The sequence below is a fragment of the Pontibacter chitinilyticus genome (genome assembly GCF_039748935.1).
Taxonomy (GTDB): domain Bacteria; phylum Bacteroidota; class Bacteroidia; order Cytophagales; family Hymenobacteraceae; genus Pontibacter; species Pontibacter chitinilyticus.
Map to the genome: position 1 here is coordinate 94,195 of NZ_JBDIZJ010000011.1, position 15,189 is coordinate 109,383.

Below are 15,189 nucleotides of genomic sequence, written 5' to 3' on the forward strand. Positions count from 1 at the left end.
AACTTTAACTTTTATTTTAAATTAAACCGGATCGGCAACGTATAGCGAACCGGTACTGCTCTTCCATTCTGCCTTCCGGGTGTCCAGGCCGGCATGTGCTCAATTACCCGCATGGCCTCTTCATCGGTTCCGTACCCCAATCCTTTGAGCACCGTTACATCCTGAATATCGCCATTGGCGGCCACTACAAACGTAACGACCACGAGGCCTTCTACACCTGCCTGCTTTGCTCTTGCCGGATAATTAATGTTATTACCTAGGTACTTAAAGAGCGCCGCATCACCGCCTGCAAACATCGGCATTTGGTCTACGCTTAAGAAGGCCTTTTCAGTTGTGCCGGTGCCTCTTACTCCCGCACCTGCAGCTGCTGGGGTGGGTGGCATAGGCGGCTCAGGTATATCCAGTGCTTCTCCATCTATACTTTGGGTGCCAATCACAGCATGTTTGAGTTCCTCCTGTGTCGCCAGTTCTCTGGTCGGCTCCGGCGCATCATCTGGTACTATCTTCGTTGCGGTATAAGGCGCCGTTTTTACCTTTTGCTTTACAGCTGGTTGTGATTCTACCACCGGTTCTTTTATCTCGGGAGTGGGTGGTAACATGATAGTTATTGGGTCTTTGATCTTGTATTCCGGCTTTACATACTTCACCGGTTCTCCAAAGATCATGTCCTGCAGCAGCGGTTCGACCAGTGCCCCTGAAAAAGTAATTATTGCTAAAATAGCTGCCATCGTTATGTGCCTGCTGTAGGTGTTACGCAGTACATATGCGCCATACGCTTTATTTCGGCCTCTGAACACCACATTATTAAATGTGCTGCTGAATAAATAGCTCTTTTCCATGGGCTGTGTGGTTTATAGATGAAACAATTAACTGCTGTGCATAGGGGTAATAGAATTAAGGTTTGTACAATAGGTAGATGAATATACGCATTTATACTGAAATAGTATGCATGCTGACGACTTTTCTAGCAAGTATAAACAAAAAAGCCCTCCCGGTAGCGGGAGGGCTTTTTTGTTTATACTTGCTATTACTTTATTGTAAAGCGAACTGGTAAGGTATAGCGTACAGGTACTGCTCTACCGTTTTGCTTACCAGGCGACCACTTAGGCATTGTTTTCACAACGCGCATCGCTTCTTCGTCGGTACCGGCACCCAGGTTTTTAATTACCTGAATCTCAGAGATCTCACCTGTTTTGCTTACTACGAACGAAAGTACTACCAGACCTTCTACGCCGGCACGTTGTGCGGCGGCAGGGTAGCGGATGTTCTTAGCCAGGTATTTAAGCATTTCCTGCTCACCTCCAGGGAAAGACGGCATCTGTTCTACATAGGTGTAAGGCTTTTCTTCAACGGCTTCCGCAACTACGTTGCTCGTGCCATCAATATCACCTAAATCCGGTGGCGCATCTTTGCTGCCTTCCACAGTTTTTACACCTGCGTCTACTTCCGCCAGTTTTTCTACATCCGGCACTTCTTCCTCTTCCCGTACTTCTTCGTCACGCTTCACTACTGGTGGGGTATACTTTACAGTTTCCCTTACTGGTGGTGGTGGCGGCGGAAGATCCGGTGGCGGCGGCGGCGGTGGCGGCGTGTTCTCTTCCAGTGGTGGTGGTTGCGCTAATTCTACTTCTGTAATAACCCGATCCTGCACTACCTCTTCCTGATCACCCTGTATCATGCGCTTGATCAGCGGTATGCTGATGAAAAGCAAGAATAAGAGTGTAGCAATGATAGCGGCTTTAATGATATGCGAGTTGTACAGCCTGCGAATTAGGTAAGCACCATAAGCTTTGTTCCGTCCTTCAAAGACGATGTCATCAAGCGATGCTTTAGCTAACTTACTTGCTTCCATATCTTATTGTCCTGTTTTAGTCTCTATCAATTGTTTGTCGTTGTCGGTAATCTTAACAAGAGCAAACTTTCGTGTATCCGTGATCTTTAACTCATCCAGTATATCAACCACATTCTTGTAGCGCGATGTATCCATAGGCTTGATCATAACCGTCATCTTCTCATTTCCTTTTACTTTTGGAGATGTCAGAACTTTACGGATGCCGTTAGCGGAATAATCTGTTTCCACTACTTCAGGGTTTTCTGCCGGGTCGCCCAAGCCGAAGTAGTAAAAAAGCTTATCATTATCGCCAAGCACAATAGTCATCGCATTACTGGCTTTCAGAGCAATCTGCTCGTCCTCGTTCTCTGGCTTCACAGGCATGTTAATTTCCATGGTCTGCGGCTTACTGAACGTGGTAGTCAGCATGAAGAAGGTTAATAGAAGGAAGGCAAGGTCCACCATGGGCGTCATGTCAATTTTGGTTGACATTTTCTTGGCACGTTTCTTACCTCCCTTACCGGAGTCGGCCTGCTGTTGTACTTCTGCCATTTCTTTTTCCTTTCTTTAGAGGTTCATACCAGTAGGTTTCGCTTCCATGTCGGTAATCAGGTTAAAGCGGTTAACCTTCTTATCCTGCAAGGTATTGATCACCTGCTGAACCGTTTCATAATTTACATCTACGTCTCCTTTGATGGCAATAATTACCTTGGGATTTGACAAGCGTGTTTGCAGCACCCAGTCCCCAAGTTCATTATGCAAAGAGTCGATCGGAATGCCCGGCTGCTGTACTTTTTTGCGCTGGGAATTAGGCATGTCCAGGAAAGACTTTAACTGCGCGATAGGAACACCGAAGTCGCCCATGAGTGCAAAAGTCTTTTTCTCCTCGTCGGTGAAGCTAACACCATACTTGCCTGCTATCTTATCGATCAGCTTATTCTTTGTCTGCTGGCCGTCTACGTTATAAAAAACCCGGTTATCCTTATCGATGGAGATGGTAATCACATTCGAATCCGGAATTTTTCGGTCTGAAATAGACGAAGGGGTGTCAACCACCACAACTTCATCTGGTTTCATTGTAGCCGTCAGCATAAAGAAAGTAACCAACAAGAAGCCCAGGTCCACCATGGGTGTCATGTCCAGAGAGGGGTTGTTTCGTTTTACTTTAACTTTAGGCATTTTGTATTAGATCAATTAAACAGTTTGTTTGCTTACCGGAGCCGCATCATGCTGCGCTGCGAAAGTAGAGATGATGCTGAAACCAGCTTCGTCAATGCTATAAGTCAACTCGTCGATTTTGCTTGTGAAGTAGTTGTAAGCAATGATGGCGAGTGCAGAACCTGTAATACCAATAGCTGTGTTAATCAAGGCCTCAGAGATACCGTTTGACAGCTGTGTTGCATCCGGGTTACCTGATGTTGCAAGGGCCGCAAACGCTTTGATCATACCAAGTACTGTACCAATCAGACCTGTCAGCGTTGAGATAGAAGCGATAGTAGAAATAACTACCAGGTTTTTCTCCAGCATAGGCAATTCCAGCGCAGTAGATTCTTCAATCTCTTTCTGGATAGCTGCTATTTTCTCTGCTTTCAACAGTTCCGGCTCATTTTGCATCTCTCTATACTTGATCAAGCCAGCTTTTACTACGTTCGCTACAGAACCTTTCTGTGCATCACAAGCAGCCATAGCGCCGGTAATATCACGTTGATTCAGTTTGGCAGAGATCGTGCGCACGAAGGCAGGCACGCTTTTAGTACCAGTTGCTTTGCTGATAGTGAGTACGCGCTCAATAGAGAAGATAAACACCATCAGTACAAGCGACATCAGAATAGGTACAACAAAACCACCTTTGTATACAATGCCAAGGTAGTTGCCAGGGAGGGCGTGTCCTTCGGTAGTGCCCCCTTCAAAGTTGTTCGGGTTGCCTAGAACAAACATATAAATCAGGATACATGCGATAATCGCCAGCGGAATTACGATAGTGGCAAATAGAGAGCCAGCAGGGCTGCTCTTTGCTTCTACATTAGCATTTTTGCTTACTACTGCAGTCTTTTTTTCCATTTTTTTAAAGTTTAAAGTTTAGCTGTTTGTGTTGTAATAAAATTGTTTGGATAAATATGAAATGTAATTGTTTTTGATTTAGTTCTTTTATGAAATTGCAATTTCTGCTTTTTCTTCAGTTTTCAAACAGAACAAGTATGATTTTTTAAAATTTCATCGGAATTATAGCAGCTAAAAGCTTTTTACCTATCTCCGAAAACCTGCAGGAACTACAGCCCCTCTTACAAAACTATCGATATTAAAATTTTATTCAAAGTACAAACATTAAATAACGCTGCCTTTTCTGCCTCAGGGTTAAAGAGCGCTTCTAATATTAATTACGAGATTTAAGGCCTCCGCTGCTTACATTCTGACTAAATATTATGAAGTACAGGCAGAGAAACTTACAAGCAGCAGGTATATTTTAAGTTTATGAATAAAGCTCTTTAAAGCCGTTATACCGTTTATTTTGGAAAAAAGTGTTTTAAATATAGCTGTTTTTTTTGAAAGACGTATGCAAGCCTACTTCTTTTTTGCCTCATTCCAGTAGAAATCCATTTCTTTCAGGCTCATGTCCTGTAGCTTCTTTCCTTCCTTAGCTGCTTCTGTTTCCATATACTGGAAGCGTTCTATAAACTTCAGGTTCGTTCTTTCTAAGGCTTCTTCCGGGCTAATATCAATAAAGCGGGCAAAATTGATGAGTGAAAACAGCAGGTCGCCAAACTCTGCAGTAGCCAGGGTTTTATTTACAGGTGTTCCTTCCGGTAGGTTAAACTCCTGTTCAAATTCGGTTAGTTCCTCCTGTACTTTCTCCCACACCTGCGCTTTTTCGTCCCAGTCAAAACCGGCACCGCGGGCTTTCTCCTGTATGCGCATGGCTTTTACCAGTGCTGGTAAAGAGGTGGGTACGCCGCCAAGCACTGATTTGTTGCCTTCCTTTAATTTAAGCTTCTCCCAATTTTGCTTTACCTGCTCTTCTGTTTCGGCTTTGGCGTCGCCGTAAATGTGCGGGTGCCGGAAAATCAGCTTGTCGCATTGGGCATGTAGTACGTCTGCTATATCAAAGTCATTTTTCTCAGCACCTATCTTAGCGTAAAAGATCAGGTGCAGCATCACGTCACCCAGTTCCTTTTTTACTTCCTGTAAGTCTCCTTTCAGTATGGCATCCGAGAGTTCGTATGTTTCTTCAATGGTTAAATGCCGTAAGCTTTCCATGGTCTGCTTGCGGTCCCAGGGGCACTTCTCGCGTAAATCGTCCATCACATTCAGCAGGCGGTCAAATGCTTGTAACTGCCTGCCACGCGGGCTGTCCTCGAAATAGGTCTTTTCCATATAAGCAAATATACTTATAAATGCCATCGATGCTTCTCCGCTTTCAGGATTTTGTGGACGGCAACCTTTAAGGAGGGTACAAAGTACATAGCGAGGCACAAGGATTGGCAAGAAATGTGCTAAAAGTATAACTAAAATAATTACTTTTGCCGGGGTAAAATTTACGACGAGTGGCTTTAATAAAATCGATTTCAGGAATACGCGGGACAATTGGCGGGAAGGCCGGAGAAGGTCTTACACCTTTGGATGTAGTAAAATTTGCTGCTGCTTTCGGATCGTGGGTGCTGCAGACTACAGGTAAGAATACAGTAGTTGTTGGCCGCGATGCACGTATCTCCGGGGAGATGGTAAATAAACTGGTATGCGCAACATTGCAGGGCTTGGGCATACATGTAATAGATGTAGGGCTATCTACCACGCCTACCGTAGAACTGGCGGTGCCTGCTAAAAAGGCAGGTGGCGGCATTATACTTACGGCCAGCCATAACCCTAAGCAGTGGAATGCCCTGAAGTTGCTCAACCAGTACGGGGAGTTTATTTCAGATGAAGATGGCAAGCAGGTGCTGGATGTTGCAGCGCAGGAGACCTTTGAATTTGCGCAGGTAAATGACCTGGGCAAGTATAAGCAAAGTGAGAATGCCCTGAAAAAACATATCAAAGCTATCCTGGAACTGCCGCTGGTAGATGCAGCCGCCATAAAAGCCAAAGGCTTTCGCGTGGTGGTAGATGCCGTGAACTCCAGCGGGGGCTTTGCTGTGCCGATGCTGCTTGAAGCACTGGGCGTTACTAAAATAGAAAAGCTGTTCTGCGAGCCTGACGGTAATTTTGCGCATAACCCGGAGCCGTTGCCTGAAAACCTACGCGAGATATCGAAGGTGATCGAGAAAGGCAAGTTTGACCTGGGCATTGTGGTGGACCCGGACGTGGACCGCCTGGCGCTGGTAAACGAAGACGGCAGTATGTTTGGCGAAGAATATACGTTGGTAGCAGTGGCCGATTACGTGCTGCAGCACCAGAAAGGCAATACCGTATCAAACCTTTCCTCTACCCGTGCCTTGCGCGATGTAACGGAGAAAGCGGGTGGCGAATACAATGCTGCGGCTGTGGGCGAGGTGAACGTGGTTAACAAGATGAAGGAAACCAATGCTGTTATCGGCGGAGAGGGCAACGGGGGCATCATTTACCCGGAGCTGCACTATGGCCGCGACGCCTTAGTAGGCATTGCGCTGTTCCTGTCGCACCTGGCGAAGTCCGGTAAAAGTATGACACGCCTGCGAGCCTCTTACCCCAATTACTTTATCTCTAAAAATAAAATAGAACTGACACCGGAGGTGAATGTGGATGAGGTGCTGCGCCAGATGCAGGAGCGCTACGCCAAACAGCCTATCAACACCATCGATGGTGTTAAGATCGAGTTTGATAAAGAGTGGGTGCACCTGCGCAAGTCCAACACGGAGCCCATTATCCGCATCTATGCCGAGTCCGATAGCAATGCTACGGCAGAGCACCTGGCCAATAAAATCATCACAGACATCAAAGAAATTATTTCTGTTAAAGCATAGTCCTATGTGTTGTTGTAGCCATACTTGTTTACCGTAACCAAACTTGTTGCGCCACAGAAACGAGATAATCTCGGCCTGTGGCGCAACTTTTTTTTGTGCTGAAACAGTTGAATAGAAACAGAACTTAAAGTAAAGCTTACCCCAATGCGTGTTTATTTAGATAATGCTGCCACTACTCCTCTGGATAAAGAGGTATTTGATGCCATGGCTCCCTATATGCTGGAGCACTTCGGCAACCCTTCCTCCATACACTCACACGGCCGGGAAGTAAGGGCTGCCATCGAGAAGTCGCGCAGAACCATAGCGACGCTCTTAAACACATCGCCTGCGGAGATCTTCTTTACCTCCGGTGGTACCGAGGCCGATAACGCCGCGATTACCTGCACTGTGCGTACGCTGGGTATCAAGCACGCGGTTACTACCCAACTGGAGCACCACGCCGTGTTGCACACCATGGAGATGCTGGCGAAAAACGATGGCGTAGCAGTAAGTTACCTGCGCCACGACGAGCGCGGCAACCTGGATCTGGAGCACCTGGAGGCGCTGCTGACCAGCCAGCCGCAAACGCTGGTATCCATCATGCATGCCAACAACGAGATCGGCAATTTGAATGATATAGAGGCGATTGGCGTGCTATGTAAAAAGTATAATGCGGTTTTCCACTCTGATACGGTGCAGACAATGGGCCACTACAAGCACGACTTGCAGCAGGTAGGCGCCAACTTTATTGTAGGCTCGGCACATAAGTTTCATGGTCCGAAAGGCGTAGGCTTCCTGTATGCGGATGCTAGTATTAAAATTCAGCCTTTGATTCAGGGTGGAGCGCAGGAGCGCAACATGCGGGGCGGCACTGAAAACGTGTATGGCATCATTGGCCTGGCCAAAGCCCTGGAAATTGCTTACCGCGAGATGGCAGCGCATCACCACCACATCCAAAGCCTGAAAGACAGGATGATTGCCAAGCTGCGCGAGCAGATGGACGACGTGCAGTTTAATGGTATGTCGGAGTTTAGCGATAAGAGCCTGTATACTGTGCTAAATGTGAGCTTGCCTGCCTCCGATTTAAACGAAATGCTGCTCTTTAACCTTGATATAAACAAGATTTCGGCTTCCGGCGGCAGTGCCTGCAGCAGTGGCGCCAACCTCGGTTCGCATGTGTTGCAAGCCCTGAACGCTGATCCGGACCGGGCCAATGTGCGCTTTTCGTTCAGCAAGTATAACACCACGGAAGAAATTGATTTCGCCGCTGAGACACTGGCTAAAATGTACCGGAAAGTGCCTGTTTAAACGCCAATATGCAAGAGATAAAATAAGTCTAAAGGCTTCAGCAGCAATGTTGGAGCCTTTATTTTTTAACTCTATTTTTGATGCTTAAGTCTGATAAAAAAGAAGTATGAGAAGTATTGGCGTTTTCTGTGGAGCTAACCACGGCCTGAATGGAATGTACCGCGAAGCAGCTGCGGCGCTGGGTACGGCTATGGCTGCGCGAAATATTGTATTGATATACGGCGGTGGCAATGTCGGTCTGATGGGAACCATTGCCGATGCTGTGCTGGCAGGCGGCGGCAAAGCCGTTGGCGTTATTCCACAGAGCCTGGTCGACCGGGAGGTGGCGCACAAGCATTTAACGGAGTTGCACGTGGTGCAGACCATGCACGAGCGCAAAGCTATGATGGCTGCCCGCTCTGATGCTTTCATCGCAATGCCCGGCGGCTTCGGCACCTTCGACGAGGTAAACGAGATCATCACCTGGAACCAGCTCGGCATCATCACCAAGCCTGTGGCTTTTTACAACGTGCATGGCTACTTCGATAAGTTTCTGGAGATGGTTGACCACGGCGTAGCAGAAGGCTTTATCAAGGCGGCTTACCGCAATAGTTTGCTGATAGAAGATGATGCCGCACAGCTGCTGCAACGCATCCAAAGCTTTGCCGAAACTGCTTCGGATTACTGGATCGACTTTAAGCGGATTTAGCCCGGAATGAAAACGAAGATTGCCGCTTCCGCTTTTTTATCCCGTGCGGTGAAGAAGCTCCTGTTTGTGCCCGTCCTGTTGTTGCTGCTGCTACCGGCAGTGCAGGCCCAGGATGTTTTCTCAGTTGGCCCTGCCTTGCATTATAATTTCGGGCAGAAGCAGCCGAAGGTAAGCTGGGGGATAGAAGCCGCCCTGTGGTGGTATAAAGATGGTTTCCCGATCAGTGGCAACCTGGGTTTTGAGCACCGGAAGAACAGCACCATCCTCTATACGCAGGCACAAACCGGCATCGCGTTGGCGGGCGTATCGGCAGGACCCTACCTGGAGTTTAAGAAAGACGAGGCCACTGTTAAACTGGGCTTGCAGACAGACTACTGGATAAATTATTTTGTCGGGCTAAATTACAGAATCCGGTACAACGGCGCAGGTAAGGAAAAGGCATTGGGCATGTACCTGAAAGCGCCCATTGGGCTGGGGCTGGAAGATAATGATGCAGACGATGACTTTGACTGGGATTGGGACTGGGATTAACCTGCTGGAAGTATAGCAAAAAAGACCGCTGATCTTAGTTTCAGCGGTCTTTTCTTATTGCCCAAATCTGAAGTGGCAGGGCTTTAGCTTCGCAGCACCATTTCCTTCACTGCTTCCACCCACATAGGGTTGGAGTTCAGGCTTTCCACAAGCTGCCACTTTTCGCCACCAGCTTCCAAAAACAGGTGCTTGAATTCTTCACCCACTTCAATGGTTGTTTCCAGGCAGTCGGCTACAAACGCGGGGCTGTAAGCCAGTACTTTTTTGATGCCTTTAGCTGGCAGATCTTTTAAGATCAGGTCCGTATAAGGCTTCAGCCAAGGATCTTTGCCCAGGCGCGACTGAAAAGCAACGGTATACTGGTTTTCGCGCAGGCCCAGCTCCGCTGCCAGTAAGCGGGATGTTTCGAAGCAGGAGGCCCGGTAGCAATATTTATTTCGCTTGTTATAGGTGTTGCAGCAGGCGCCAAGCTGGCAGTAGCCATGGTCGCTGCCTTTTAAGATGTGGCGCTCCGGCAGGCCGTGGTAGCTGAATACCACAAAATCATAGTCATCCTGCGCCATGTGCTGCTTACCCAGTTCAGCAAAAGCATGTATAAAACCGGAATCATCGCAAAAAGAAGAGATAAACTTTATGTCCGGAATAATCCACCAGTCTTTAACAAGCTCCATCACCTTGTCCTGCACGGAGCCGGTAGAGGCAGACGCATACTGCGGAAACAGCGGCAGCACAATAATGCGCTCTACACTCTGCTCGCGCAGTTCCTCCAGAGCGCCCTTTATACTTGGGCTCTGATAGCGCATGCCAAAGGCCACATGGTAGCCTGCGCCCAACTTCTCCTGCAACTTCTGTTGCAGGTCCAGGCCGTGGTAGAGCAGCGGCGAGCCGCGGTCCGTCCAGAGCTGCTTGTATATTTTAGCAGATTTAGGTGCCCGAAACGGGGCGATGATGCCGTTGATCAAGGCATAACGTGCCGCGGCGGGTATATCGATCACGCGCTTGTCCAGCAGGAACTCGCGCAGGTATTTGCGAACGTCAGGGGTGTTAGGCGTGTCTGGCGTGCCGAGGTTTACCAGCAACACACCGATCTTACCAGTGGCTTTTTTGCTCATTTAAACTAGAAATGCTTATTAAGTACAAATATACGAAGTATAAACCGTTAGTTGTTGCCAGATATGCGGCACGACGCGGGTACGCGACAGCTGTAAAAGCAGCAAAAGTCAAAAATGTTCAACGTTTAAGAAGTAAAGGTACCAGCTTTACCTGTAGAGTGATAACGAAAGCGGCGGCTGTTGCTTTTGGTAAAGTATAAGCGTTGTAGTTCAGGGTCCAACCACCCCTGCCCCTCCTTAACTAAGGAGGGGAGCCGGTAACTGCTTTGGCTCCAGTACAAACTTTGTAGTTTTGACTGTTGAAGGAGTATAGACTTTGCTCGTGGTGCTGATTTGCCCCTTCAGGCCTGTAAAGTCAGAGACATCCCCTTCACCTCAAGCACCTCAAGTCACGAATCTGGAGATTCGCGCCAGTACTCATACCATTATACTTGTTTACACTCTAGCACAAGTATAAACGGCTGCTATCAGAAGGATTCCAGTCCTTGGGTTGAGCGCCTTGGCGGGTTCCGGTGCCGCGGGAGCGGCAGCCCGGTAGGGCAGGTTCACGCCACAGTGCGATGCCCTTGTCGGGGGGCCTGCACCCCCAGGACGAGTCCTCGCGGGCAAGGGCGCTCCAAAGTATAAGATGCAACAGGTCAAGTATAAAACTGCGGATGAACGGTAGCTAGTAAGTATAGCCAATTGTGATTGCGAAAAGTGGTTGGCTAGTATAGCTTGCCTGTTAAAGTATAAACCACAGCTAGCAAATATAGCCAAAGTATAACTGAACACCACACCACAGCTATAGCCTGCTGCTCAAAATAGCGGAGAACCAGCCGCTAGCGCCGCGAACCTTCAAACCTCCTAAACAACCCTTTCCTGCTAATCTATCCTTCTGACACTCAATAAATCAGACATTCCGCCGCCGTCTCGTAAAAAAGAAGTAATTTTGCAACCTCAAATTTAAAGCTATGGCCGAGACAGCACATAAAGCCGGTTTTGTAAGTATCGTAGGCAAACCCAACGTGGGCAAGTCTACACTGATGAATGCCTTGGTGGGAGAGAAGCTTTCGATCATTACCTCCAAAGCGCAGACTACACGGCACCGTATCATGGGCATTCTCAATGGCGAGGATTTCCAGATCGTGTACTCCGATACGCCCGGCATCATCAAGCCGCAGTATGCGCTGCACGAAAGTATGATGAGCTTTGTGCGCACCTCCTTGGAAGATGCCGACGTGATTCTGTTTGTGACGGATATCTATGAGAAGCACGATGAGGAAGACGTGCTCAAGCGGCTGCAGTATGCGCAAGTGCCGGTATTATTGCTCATCAACAAAATAGACCAAGCCAGCGAGGAGGATGTGCAGGAGAAGATCGCCTATTGGCAGGAGAAGATGAACCCGACGGAGATTCTGCCCATTTCGGCACTACAGGGCACTAACCTGGAGCACTTGTTCGCGCGGCTGCTGCATTACCTGCCCGAGCATCCGGCCTATTTTCCGAAAGATGAACTGACTGACAAGCCCGAGCGTTTCTTTGTGTCGGAAATGATCCGGGAGAAGATCTTCCTTAACTATAAAAAAGAAATCCCTTATAGCTGCGAAGTGGTGATAGAGGAGTTTAAGGAGGAAGAGGCCATTATCCGCATCCGGGCCGAGATCAGTGTGGAGCGCAAGAGCCAGAAAGGCATTGTGATCGGGCACAAAGGCGAGATGCTGAAGAAAGTAGGCACCCAGGCCCGGGTAGATATGGAGGAGTTCTTTCAGAAAAAGATATTTCTTGATTTGTATGTGCGCGTGAACGAAAACTGGCGAACCGATCAGCGGCTATTGCGCCGCTTCGGCTACAGCGAGTAAGTAGGCGCATTGCATAAAGCTTCGGGGCAAGGCGCTCCGGGGGCACTTTAATCCTTTTATTTTATAACGATGTCATCAAACATCATTGCAATTGTGGGCCGCCCGAATGTGGGCAAGTCCACCCTGTTTAACCGCCTCATTGGCCAGCGTAAAGCTATCATGGACAACGAGAGCGGCGTTACCCGCGACAGAAGCTACGGACACGGCGACTGGTGCGGTAAGTATTTTACTGTGATCGATACCGGCGGCTACGTACACGGCTCCGACGATATTTTTGAGGGCGAGATTAACAAGCAGGTAGAACTGGCCATTCAGGAAGCGGACGTGATTCTGTTTATGGTAGATGTGGACGCCGGCGTAACCAGCCTGGACGAAGAATTTGCCAGCGTGCTCCGCCGCACCGACAAGCCGATCTACATTGTAGCGAACAAAGCTGATACCAATGCGCGTGCGCACCAGATGGGTGAATTTTATGCTTTGGGAGTAGGAGGGGAGATTTTCCCGATTTCTTCACAGAACGGCTCTGGCACGGGCGACCTGCTGGACGAAGTAGTGAAGCACTTCAAAGACGAAGGTGTAGAAGACCCGGATGCCGGCATTCCGAAGATTGCTGTGCTGGGCCGCCCGAACGTGGGTAAATCCTCGTTTGTGAACCTGCTGCTGGGCGTAGACCGCAACATTGTAACCGATATTGCCGGCACCACCCGCGATGCGATTCATTCGCGCTACAATGCGTTTGGGAATGAGTTTATTATTGTAGACACAGCCGGACTGCGCCGCAAAAGCAAAGTGAACGAAGACATTGAGTTTTACTCTGTAATGCGCTCAGTGCGTGCCCTGGAGGATGCCGATGTGTGTATTGTGATGCTAGATGCGACGCGCGGCATTGAGGCGCAGGACGTGAATATTATTGCCCTGGCTGAGAAAAACCGCAAGGGCATTGTGATACTGGTGAACAAATGGGACCTGGTAGAGAAAGATACGCACAGCACCAAGCAGTTTGAGGAAGAAATACTGGAGCGGATCGCGCCGATCAAGTATGCGCCGATCATCTTTACATCGGTGCTGACCAAGCAGCGCATACATAAAGCAGTAGAGAAGGCCATTGAGGTTTATGCGAACAAAACCCGCAAGATTCCTACTTCCAAACTGAATGATGCATTGCTGCCGGACATTGAGCGTTACCCGCCGCCAGCTATCAAGGGCAAGTATGTCAAGATTAAGTATATCACACAGATACCGACGCATAACCCGACCTTTGCCTTTTTCTGCAATCTGCCGCAGTATGTAAAGGAGTCGTACACGCGTTACTTGGAGAACAGGCTGCGGGAGCACTTCGACTTTGAAGGGGTTCCAGTGAAGCTGATCTTCCGCAAAAAATAAATTTTCAGTAAAAATCAGTAGGCTCAATTATAGTAGTATCTTTGCGCCTCATTCAAAAAAACATCAAACAAAATGAAGAAAGTATTTGGTTTACTTTTCGTTGCTGGTCTGTTCGCGTTTGCATCTTGCAATAAAACAGAAGAAGCTACTACTGCATCAGAAACTACTGAGACTACTGTAGAAGAAACTGCTCCTGCAGTAGATTCTGCTGCTATGCCAGTTGAAGCTGACACAGCTACTACTCCAGTTGACACAACTACTGTTCAGTAGTCAGCAACAAAAAACCACCTGGCGCATGGCTGGGATCTGAAAGAGGCACCTGCACAAGGTGCCTCTTTTGTTTTCAGGAACAATCTGCCCTAACCGTCGTATGGGTTGCAGTATAGCGCTGGGTTAAAGCGCAGCTTTTACACACCAATACCCTAAATAAAACCCTATGAAGCGATCTGTTTACTTTTGCCTGACAGTGGGCCTGCTCACCTTTGGCCTGACAACATTCTCTGCCTGCAACACAACAACGGATGAGCGCACAGACCAGGTAGAAGGGGACGATACAGGGCTGGAGCAGGCTGATAGAAACGATGCTGTAGAGAACAGAACAGATGCGATGGAAGAGGCAGCAGAGGAAACCGATACAACGGCTGTGGTAGAGCAATAGTAAGGCTTTAGAGCAGCTGCCGCGCGATATTACAGCTGAAATAGAGGAAGCAGTAGATGTTGCAACTAAAGAGATGAAGGAAAAAGTAGCTGACGCGAAGCGATAGAAGAACAAAATCAAGCAAAAGGCCGGACAGCGCTGTCCGGCCTTTTGCTTGATTTTAGCTGCTACCCTACGGCTGGCAGCAATCAGTTTAGGGGCCCAGCCGCTTTTGGATCATGCCATTGATCAGGCCAAACAAGCGCTTTGGCGTATAAGTGCGCCAGTGCAACTCGTCTAAGCTGCCACCGGAGTTGATGTAGTAGTCCAGGTTATAGTTATGCATCTCGCTCAGCACAAAGTCGCGAAAGCCAACAGCGGCTATCCAGCCATCTTCCACATCCTCAAACCACTCCTCGTAGTAATCGTCTTCGGAGCCGTGAAAGTTAAACACGTTCTCGCCGATAAGTATAAAATACTTGATGCCTTCCTGTAGCAGCGGGTCCAGGATGTTACGCTTCAACGTCATGATGTCGTTGTGCAGGGCGTCATTCCACTCGCCTATAAACTCAATAACGGTAAAGTGCTGGTCGTAATCGGCATAGAGGATCTTCAGGAACAGCGTTTCTGAGTCGATGTCATCCCATTGGGGATGGATATAGTAGCCGTAGATGGTGTTGGTATACTGCAGCAGGTTGTTTTCTGCCCCATAAAGCGGCGAACGCGGATCGTCGGTGGCGGCATACTGCTCCAGCCAATTATAAAAAGGTTCTATCGTATGCATACAAAATCAGGTAAAAGGCAGGCATAACTGCCGCAGTTTTCTGTACTGTAAAGCTATTGCAAAGTTGGCGGATCGACTTAAATTTTACTGCGTTATAGCAACACACCGCCACCTCGAACGATTCCAAACCGGAGCCAGATTTACAGGTATAGGAAGTAAAA

17 protein-coding genes are annotated in these 15,189 nt (G+C 48.2%); 8 read left to right on the plus strand and 9 right to left on the minus strand.

Translation table 11 applies throughout. The features are described from left to right. Nucleotides 1-11 precede the first annotated feature (11 nt). From ABDW72_RS15845 to mazG, 6 genes are all read right to left on the minus strand, one after another. The gene (locus tag ABDW72_RS15845; RefSeq protein ID WP_347159572.1) at nucleotides 12-839 is read right to left on the minus strand and encodes an energy transducer TonB; all 828 of its coding nucleotides are present in this window, start codon (nucleotides 837-839) and stop codon (nucleotides 12-14) included. Between the two features lie 188 nt (nucleotides 840-1,027). Beyond that, on the minus strand, nucleotides 1,028-1,852 hold the full coding sequence (locus ABDW72_RS15850) for an energy transducer TonB (RefSeq protein WP_347159573.1): 825 nt from the start codon (nucleotides 1,850-1,852) through the stop codon (nucleotides 1,028-1,030). A 3-nt stretch (nucleotides 1,853-1,855) separates the two neighbouring features. Continuing rightward, complete coding sequence (locus ABDW72_RS15855; RefSeq protein WP_347159574.1) at nucleotides 1,856-2,383, minus strand: ExbD/TolR family protein; 528 nt, start codon at nucleotides 2,381-2,383, stop codon at nucleotides 1,856-1,858. Nucleotides 2,384-2,398: 15 nt separating this feature from the next. Then, complete coding sequence (locus tag ABDW72_RS15860; protein WP_347159575.1) at nucleotides 2,399-3,010, minus strand: ExbD/TolR family protein; 612 nt, start codon at nucleotides 3,008-3,010, stop codon at nucleotides 2,399-2,401. 15 nt (nucleotides 3,011-3,025) lie between these two features. Next, nucleotides 3,026-3,892: a MotA/TolQ/ExbB proton channel family protein gene (locus ABDW72_RS15865; protein WP_347159576.1), complete on the minus strand. Its 867-nt coding sequence runs from the start codon at nucleotides 3,890-3,892 to the stop codon at nucleotides 3,026-3,028. A gap of 501 nt (nucleotides 3,893-4,393) precedes the next feature. Next, nucleotides 4,394-5,203 carry a nucleoside triphosphate pyrophosphohydrolase gene (gene mazG / locus ABDW72_RS15870; protein WP_347159577.1) on the minus strand — a complete coding sequence of 270 codons (810 nt, stop codon included), beginning with the start codon at nucleotides 5,201-5,203 and terminating at the stop codon, nucleotides 4,394-4,396. A 170-nt stretch (nucleotides 5,204-5,373) separates the two neighbouring features. Here mazG and glmM point away from each other — a divergent pair, with 170 nt between their 5' ends. From glmM to ABDW72_RS15890, 4 genes are all read left to right on the plus strand, one after another. Further along, a complete protein-coding gene (gene glmM, locus ABDW72_RS15875) occupies nucleotides 5,374-6,765 on the plus strand; it encodes a phosphoglucosamine mutase (protein ID WP_347159578.1) in 1,392 nt (463 codons plus the stop codon). 144 nt (nucleotides 6,766-6,909) lie between these two features. Then, nucleotides 6,910-8,052 (plus strand): cysteine desulfurase family protein, encoded by a 1,143-nt coding sequence (locus ABDW72_RS15880; protein ID WP_347159579.1) that lies wholly within the window; start codon nucleotides 6,910-6,912, stop codon nucleotides 8,050-8,052. A 106-nt stretch (nucleotides 8,053-8,158) separates the two neighbouring features. Further along, entirely contained in the window at nucleotides 8,159-8,740 is a 582-nt protein-coding gene (locus tag ABDW72_RS15885) for an LOG family protein (protein ID WP_347159580.1), read from the plus strand. Nucleotides 8,741-8,746: 6 nt separating this feature from the next. Then, nucleotides 8,747-9,271, plus strand: coding sequence for a hypothetical protein (locus ABDW72_RS15890; protein ID WP_347159581.1), 525 nt, complete (start codon nucleotides 8,747-8,749; stop codon nucleotides 9,269-9,271). A gap of 83 nt (nucleotides 9,272-9,354) precedes the next feature. On the opposite strand, the gene hemH is transcribed toward ABDW72_RS15890, so the two are convergent. After that, on the minus strand, nucleotides 9,355-10,383 hold the full coding sequence (hemH, locus tag ABDW72_RS15895; RefSeq protein WP_347159582.1) for a ferrochelatase: 1,029 nt from the start codon (nucleotides 10,381-10,383) through the stop codon (nucleotides 9,355-9,357). Nucleotides 10,384-10,825: 442 nt separating this feature from the next. Then, the gene (locus tag ABDW72_RS15900; RefSeq protein ID WP_347159583.1) at nucleotides 10,826-11,017 is read right to left on the minus strand and encodes a hypothetical protein; all 192 of its coding nucleotides are present in this window, start codon (nucleotides 11,015-11,017) and stop codon (nucleotides 10,826-10,828) included. 319 nt (nucleotides 11,018-11,336) lie between these two features. Between ABDW72_RS15900 and era the strand changes: the two genes are divergently transcribed. The 4 genes from era to ABDW72_RS15920 all read left to right on the plus strand — a co-directional run bounded on the left by era (nucleotide 11,337) and on the right by ABDW72_RS15920 (nucleotide 14,265). Further along, nucleotides 11,337-12,224, plus strand: a complete 888-nt coding sequence (gene era / locus ABDW72_RS15905; RefSeq protein ID WP_347159584.1) for a GTPase Era — start codon at nucleotides 11,337-11,339, stop codon at nucleotides 12,222-12,224. Nucleotides 12,225-12,293: 69 nt separating this feature from the next. Beyond that, the gene (der, locus tag ABDW72_RS15910) at nucleotides 12,294-13,607 is read left to right on the plus strand and encodes a ribosome biogenesis GTPase Der (RefSeq protein WP_347159585.1); all 1,314 of its coding nucleotides are present in this window, start codon (nucleotides 12,294-12,296) and stop codon (nucleotides 13,605-13,607) included. 72 nt (nucleotides 13,608-13,679) lie between these two features. Beyond that, complete coding sequence (locus ABDW72_RS15915) at nucleotides 13,680-13,877, plus strand: hypothetical protein (protein ID WP_347159586.1); 198 nt, start codon at nucleotides 13,680-13,682, stop codon at nucleotides 13,875-13,877. Nucleotides 13,878-14,043: 166 nt separating this feature from the next. Then, on the plus strand, nucleotides 14,044-14,265 hold the full coding sequence (locus tag ABDW72_RS15920; protein WP_347159587.1) for a hypothetical protein: 222 nt from the start codon (nucleotides 14,044-14,046) through the stop codon (nucleotides 14,263-14,265). Between the two features lie 193 nt (nucleotides 14,266-14,458). On the opposite strand, the gene ABDW72_RS15925 is transcribed toward ABDW72_RS15920, so the two are convergent. Further along, a complete protein-coding gene (locus ABDW72_RS15925; protein ID WP_347159588.1) occupies nucleotides 14,459-15,028 on the minus strand; it encodes a hypothetical protein in 570 nt (189 codons plus the stop codon). Between the last annotated feature and the right edge of the window lie 161 nt (nucleotides 15,029-15,189).

Excerpts from the sequence above, each read along its gene's own strand:
- ABDW72_RS15865 (WP_347159576.1), bottom strand. The coding sequence starts at position 3,892 with ATGGAAAAAAAGACTGCAGTAGTAAGCAAAAATGCTAATGTAGAAGCA.
- ABDW72_RS15845 (WP_347159572.1), bottom strand. The coding sequence starts at position 839 with ATGGAAAAGAGCTATTTATTCAGCAGCACATTTAATAATGTGGTGTTC.
- ABDW72_RS15855 (WP_347159574.1), bottom strand. The coding sequence starts at position 2,383 with ATGGCAGAAGTACAACAGCAGGCCGACTCCGGTAAGGGAGGTAAGAAA.
- ABDW72_RS15915 (WP_347159586.1), top strand. The coding sequence starts at position 13,680 with ATGAAGAAAGTATTTGGTTTACTTTTCGTTGCTGGTCTGTTCGCGTTT.
- ABDW72_RS15860 (WP_347159575.1), bottom strand. The coding sequence starts at position 3,010 with ATGCCTAAAGTTAAAGTAAAACGAAACAACCCCTCTCTGGACATGACA.
- ABDW72_RS15920 (WP_347159587.1), top strand. The coding sequence starts at position 14,044 with ATGAAGCGATCTGTTTACTTTTGCCTGACAGTGGGCCTGCTCACCTTT.
- ABDW72_RS15925 (WP_347159588.1), bottom strand. The coding sequence starts at position 15,028 with ATGCATACGATAGAACCTTTTTATAATTGGCTGGAGCAGTATGCCGCC.
- hemH (WP_347159582.1), bottom strand. The coding sequence starts at position 10,383 with ATGAGCAAAAAAGCCACTGGTAAGATCGGTGTGTTGCTGGTAAACCTC.
- era (WP_347159584.1), top strand. The coding sequence starts at position 11,337 with ATGGCCGAGACAGCACATAAAGCCGGTTTTGTAAGTATCGTAGGCAAA.
- ABDW72_RS15885 (WP_347159580.1), top strand. The coding sequence starts at position 8,159 with ATGAGAAGTATTGGCGTTTTCTGTGGAGCTAACCACGGCCTGAATGGA.
- der (WP_347159585.1), top strand. The coding sequence starts at position 12,294 with ATGTCATCAAACATCATTGCAATTGTGGGCCGCCCGAATGTGGGCAAG.
- mazG (WP_347159577.1), bottom strand. The coding sequence starts at position 5,203 with ATGGAAAAGACCTATTTCGAGGACAGCCCGCGTGGCAGGCAGTTACAA.
- ABDW72_RS15880 (WP_347159579.1), top strand. The coding sequence starts at position 6,910 with ATGCGTGTTTATTTAGATAATGCTGCCACTACTCCTCTGGATAAAGAG.
- ABDW72_RS15850 (WP_347159573.1), bottom strand. The coding sequence starts at position 1,852 with ATGGAAGCAAGTAAGTTAGCTAAAGCATCGCTTGATGACATCGTCTTT.
- ABDW72_RS15890 (WP_347159581.1), top strand. The coding sequence starts at position 8,747 with ATGAAAACGAAGATTGCCGCTTCCGCTTTTTTATCCCGTGCGGTGAAG.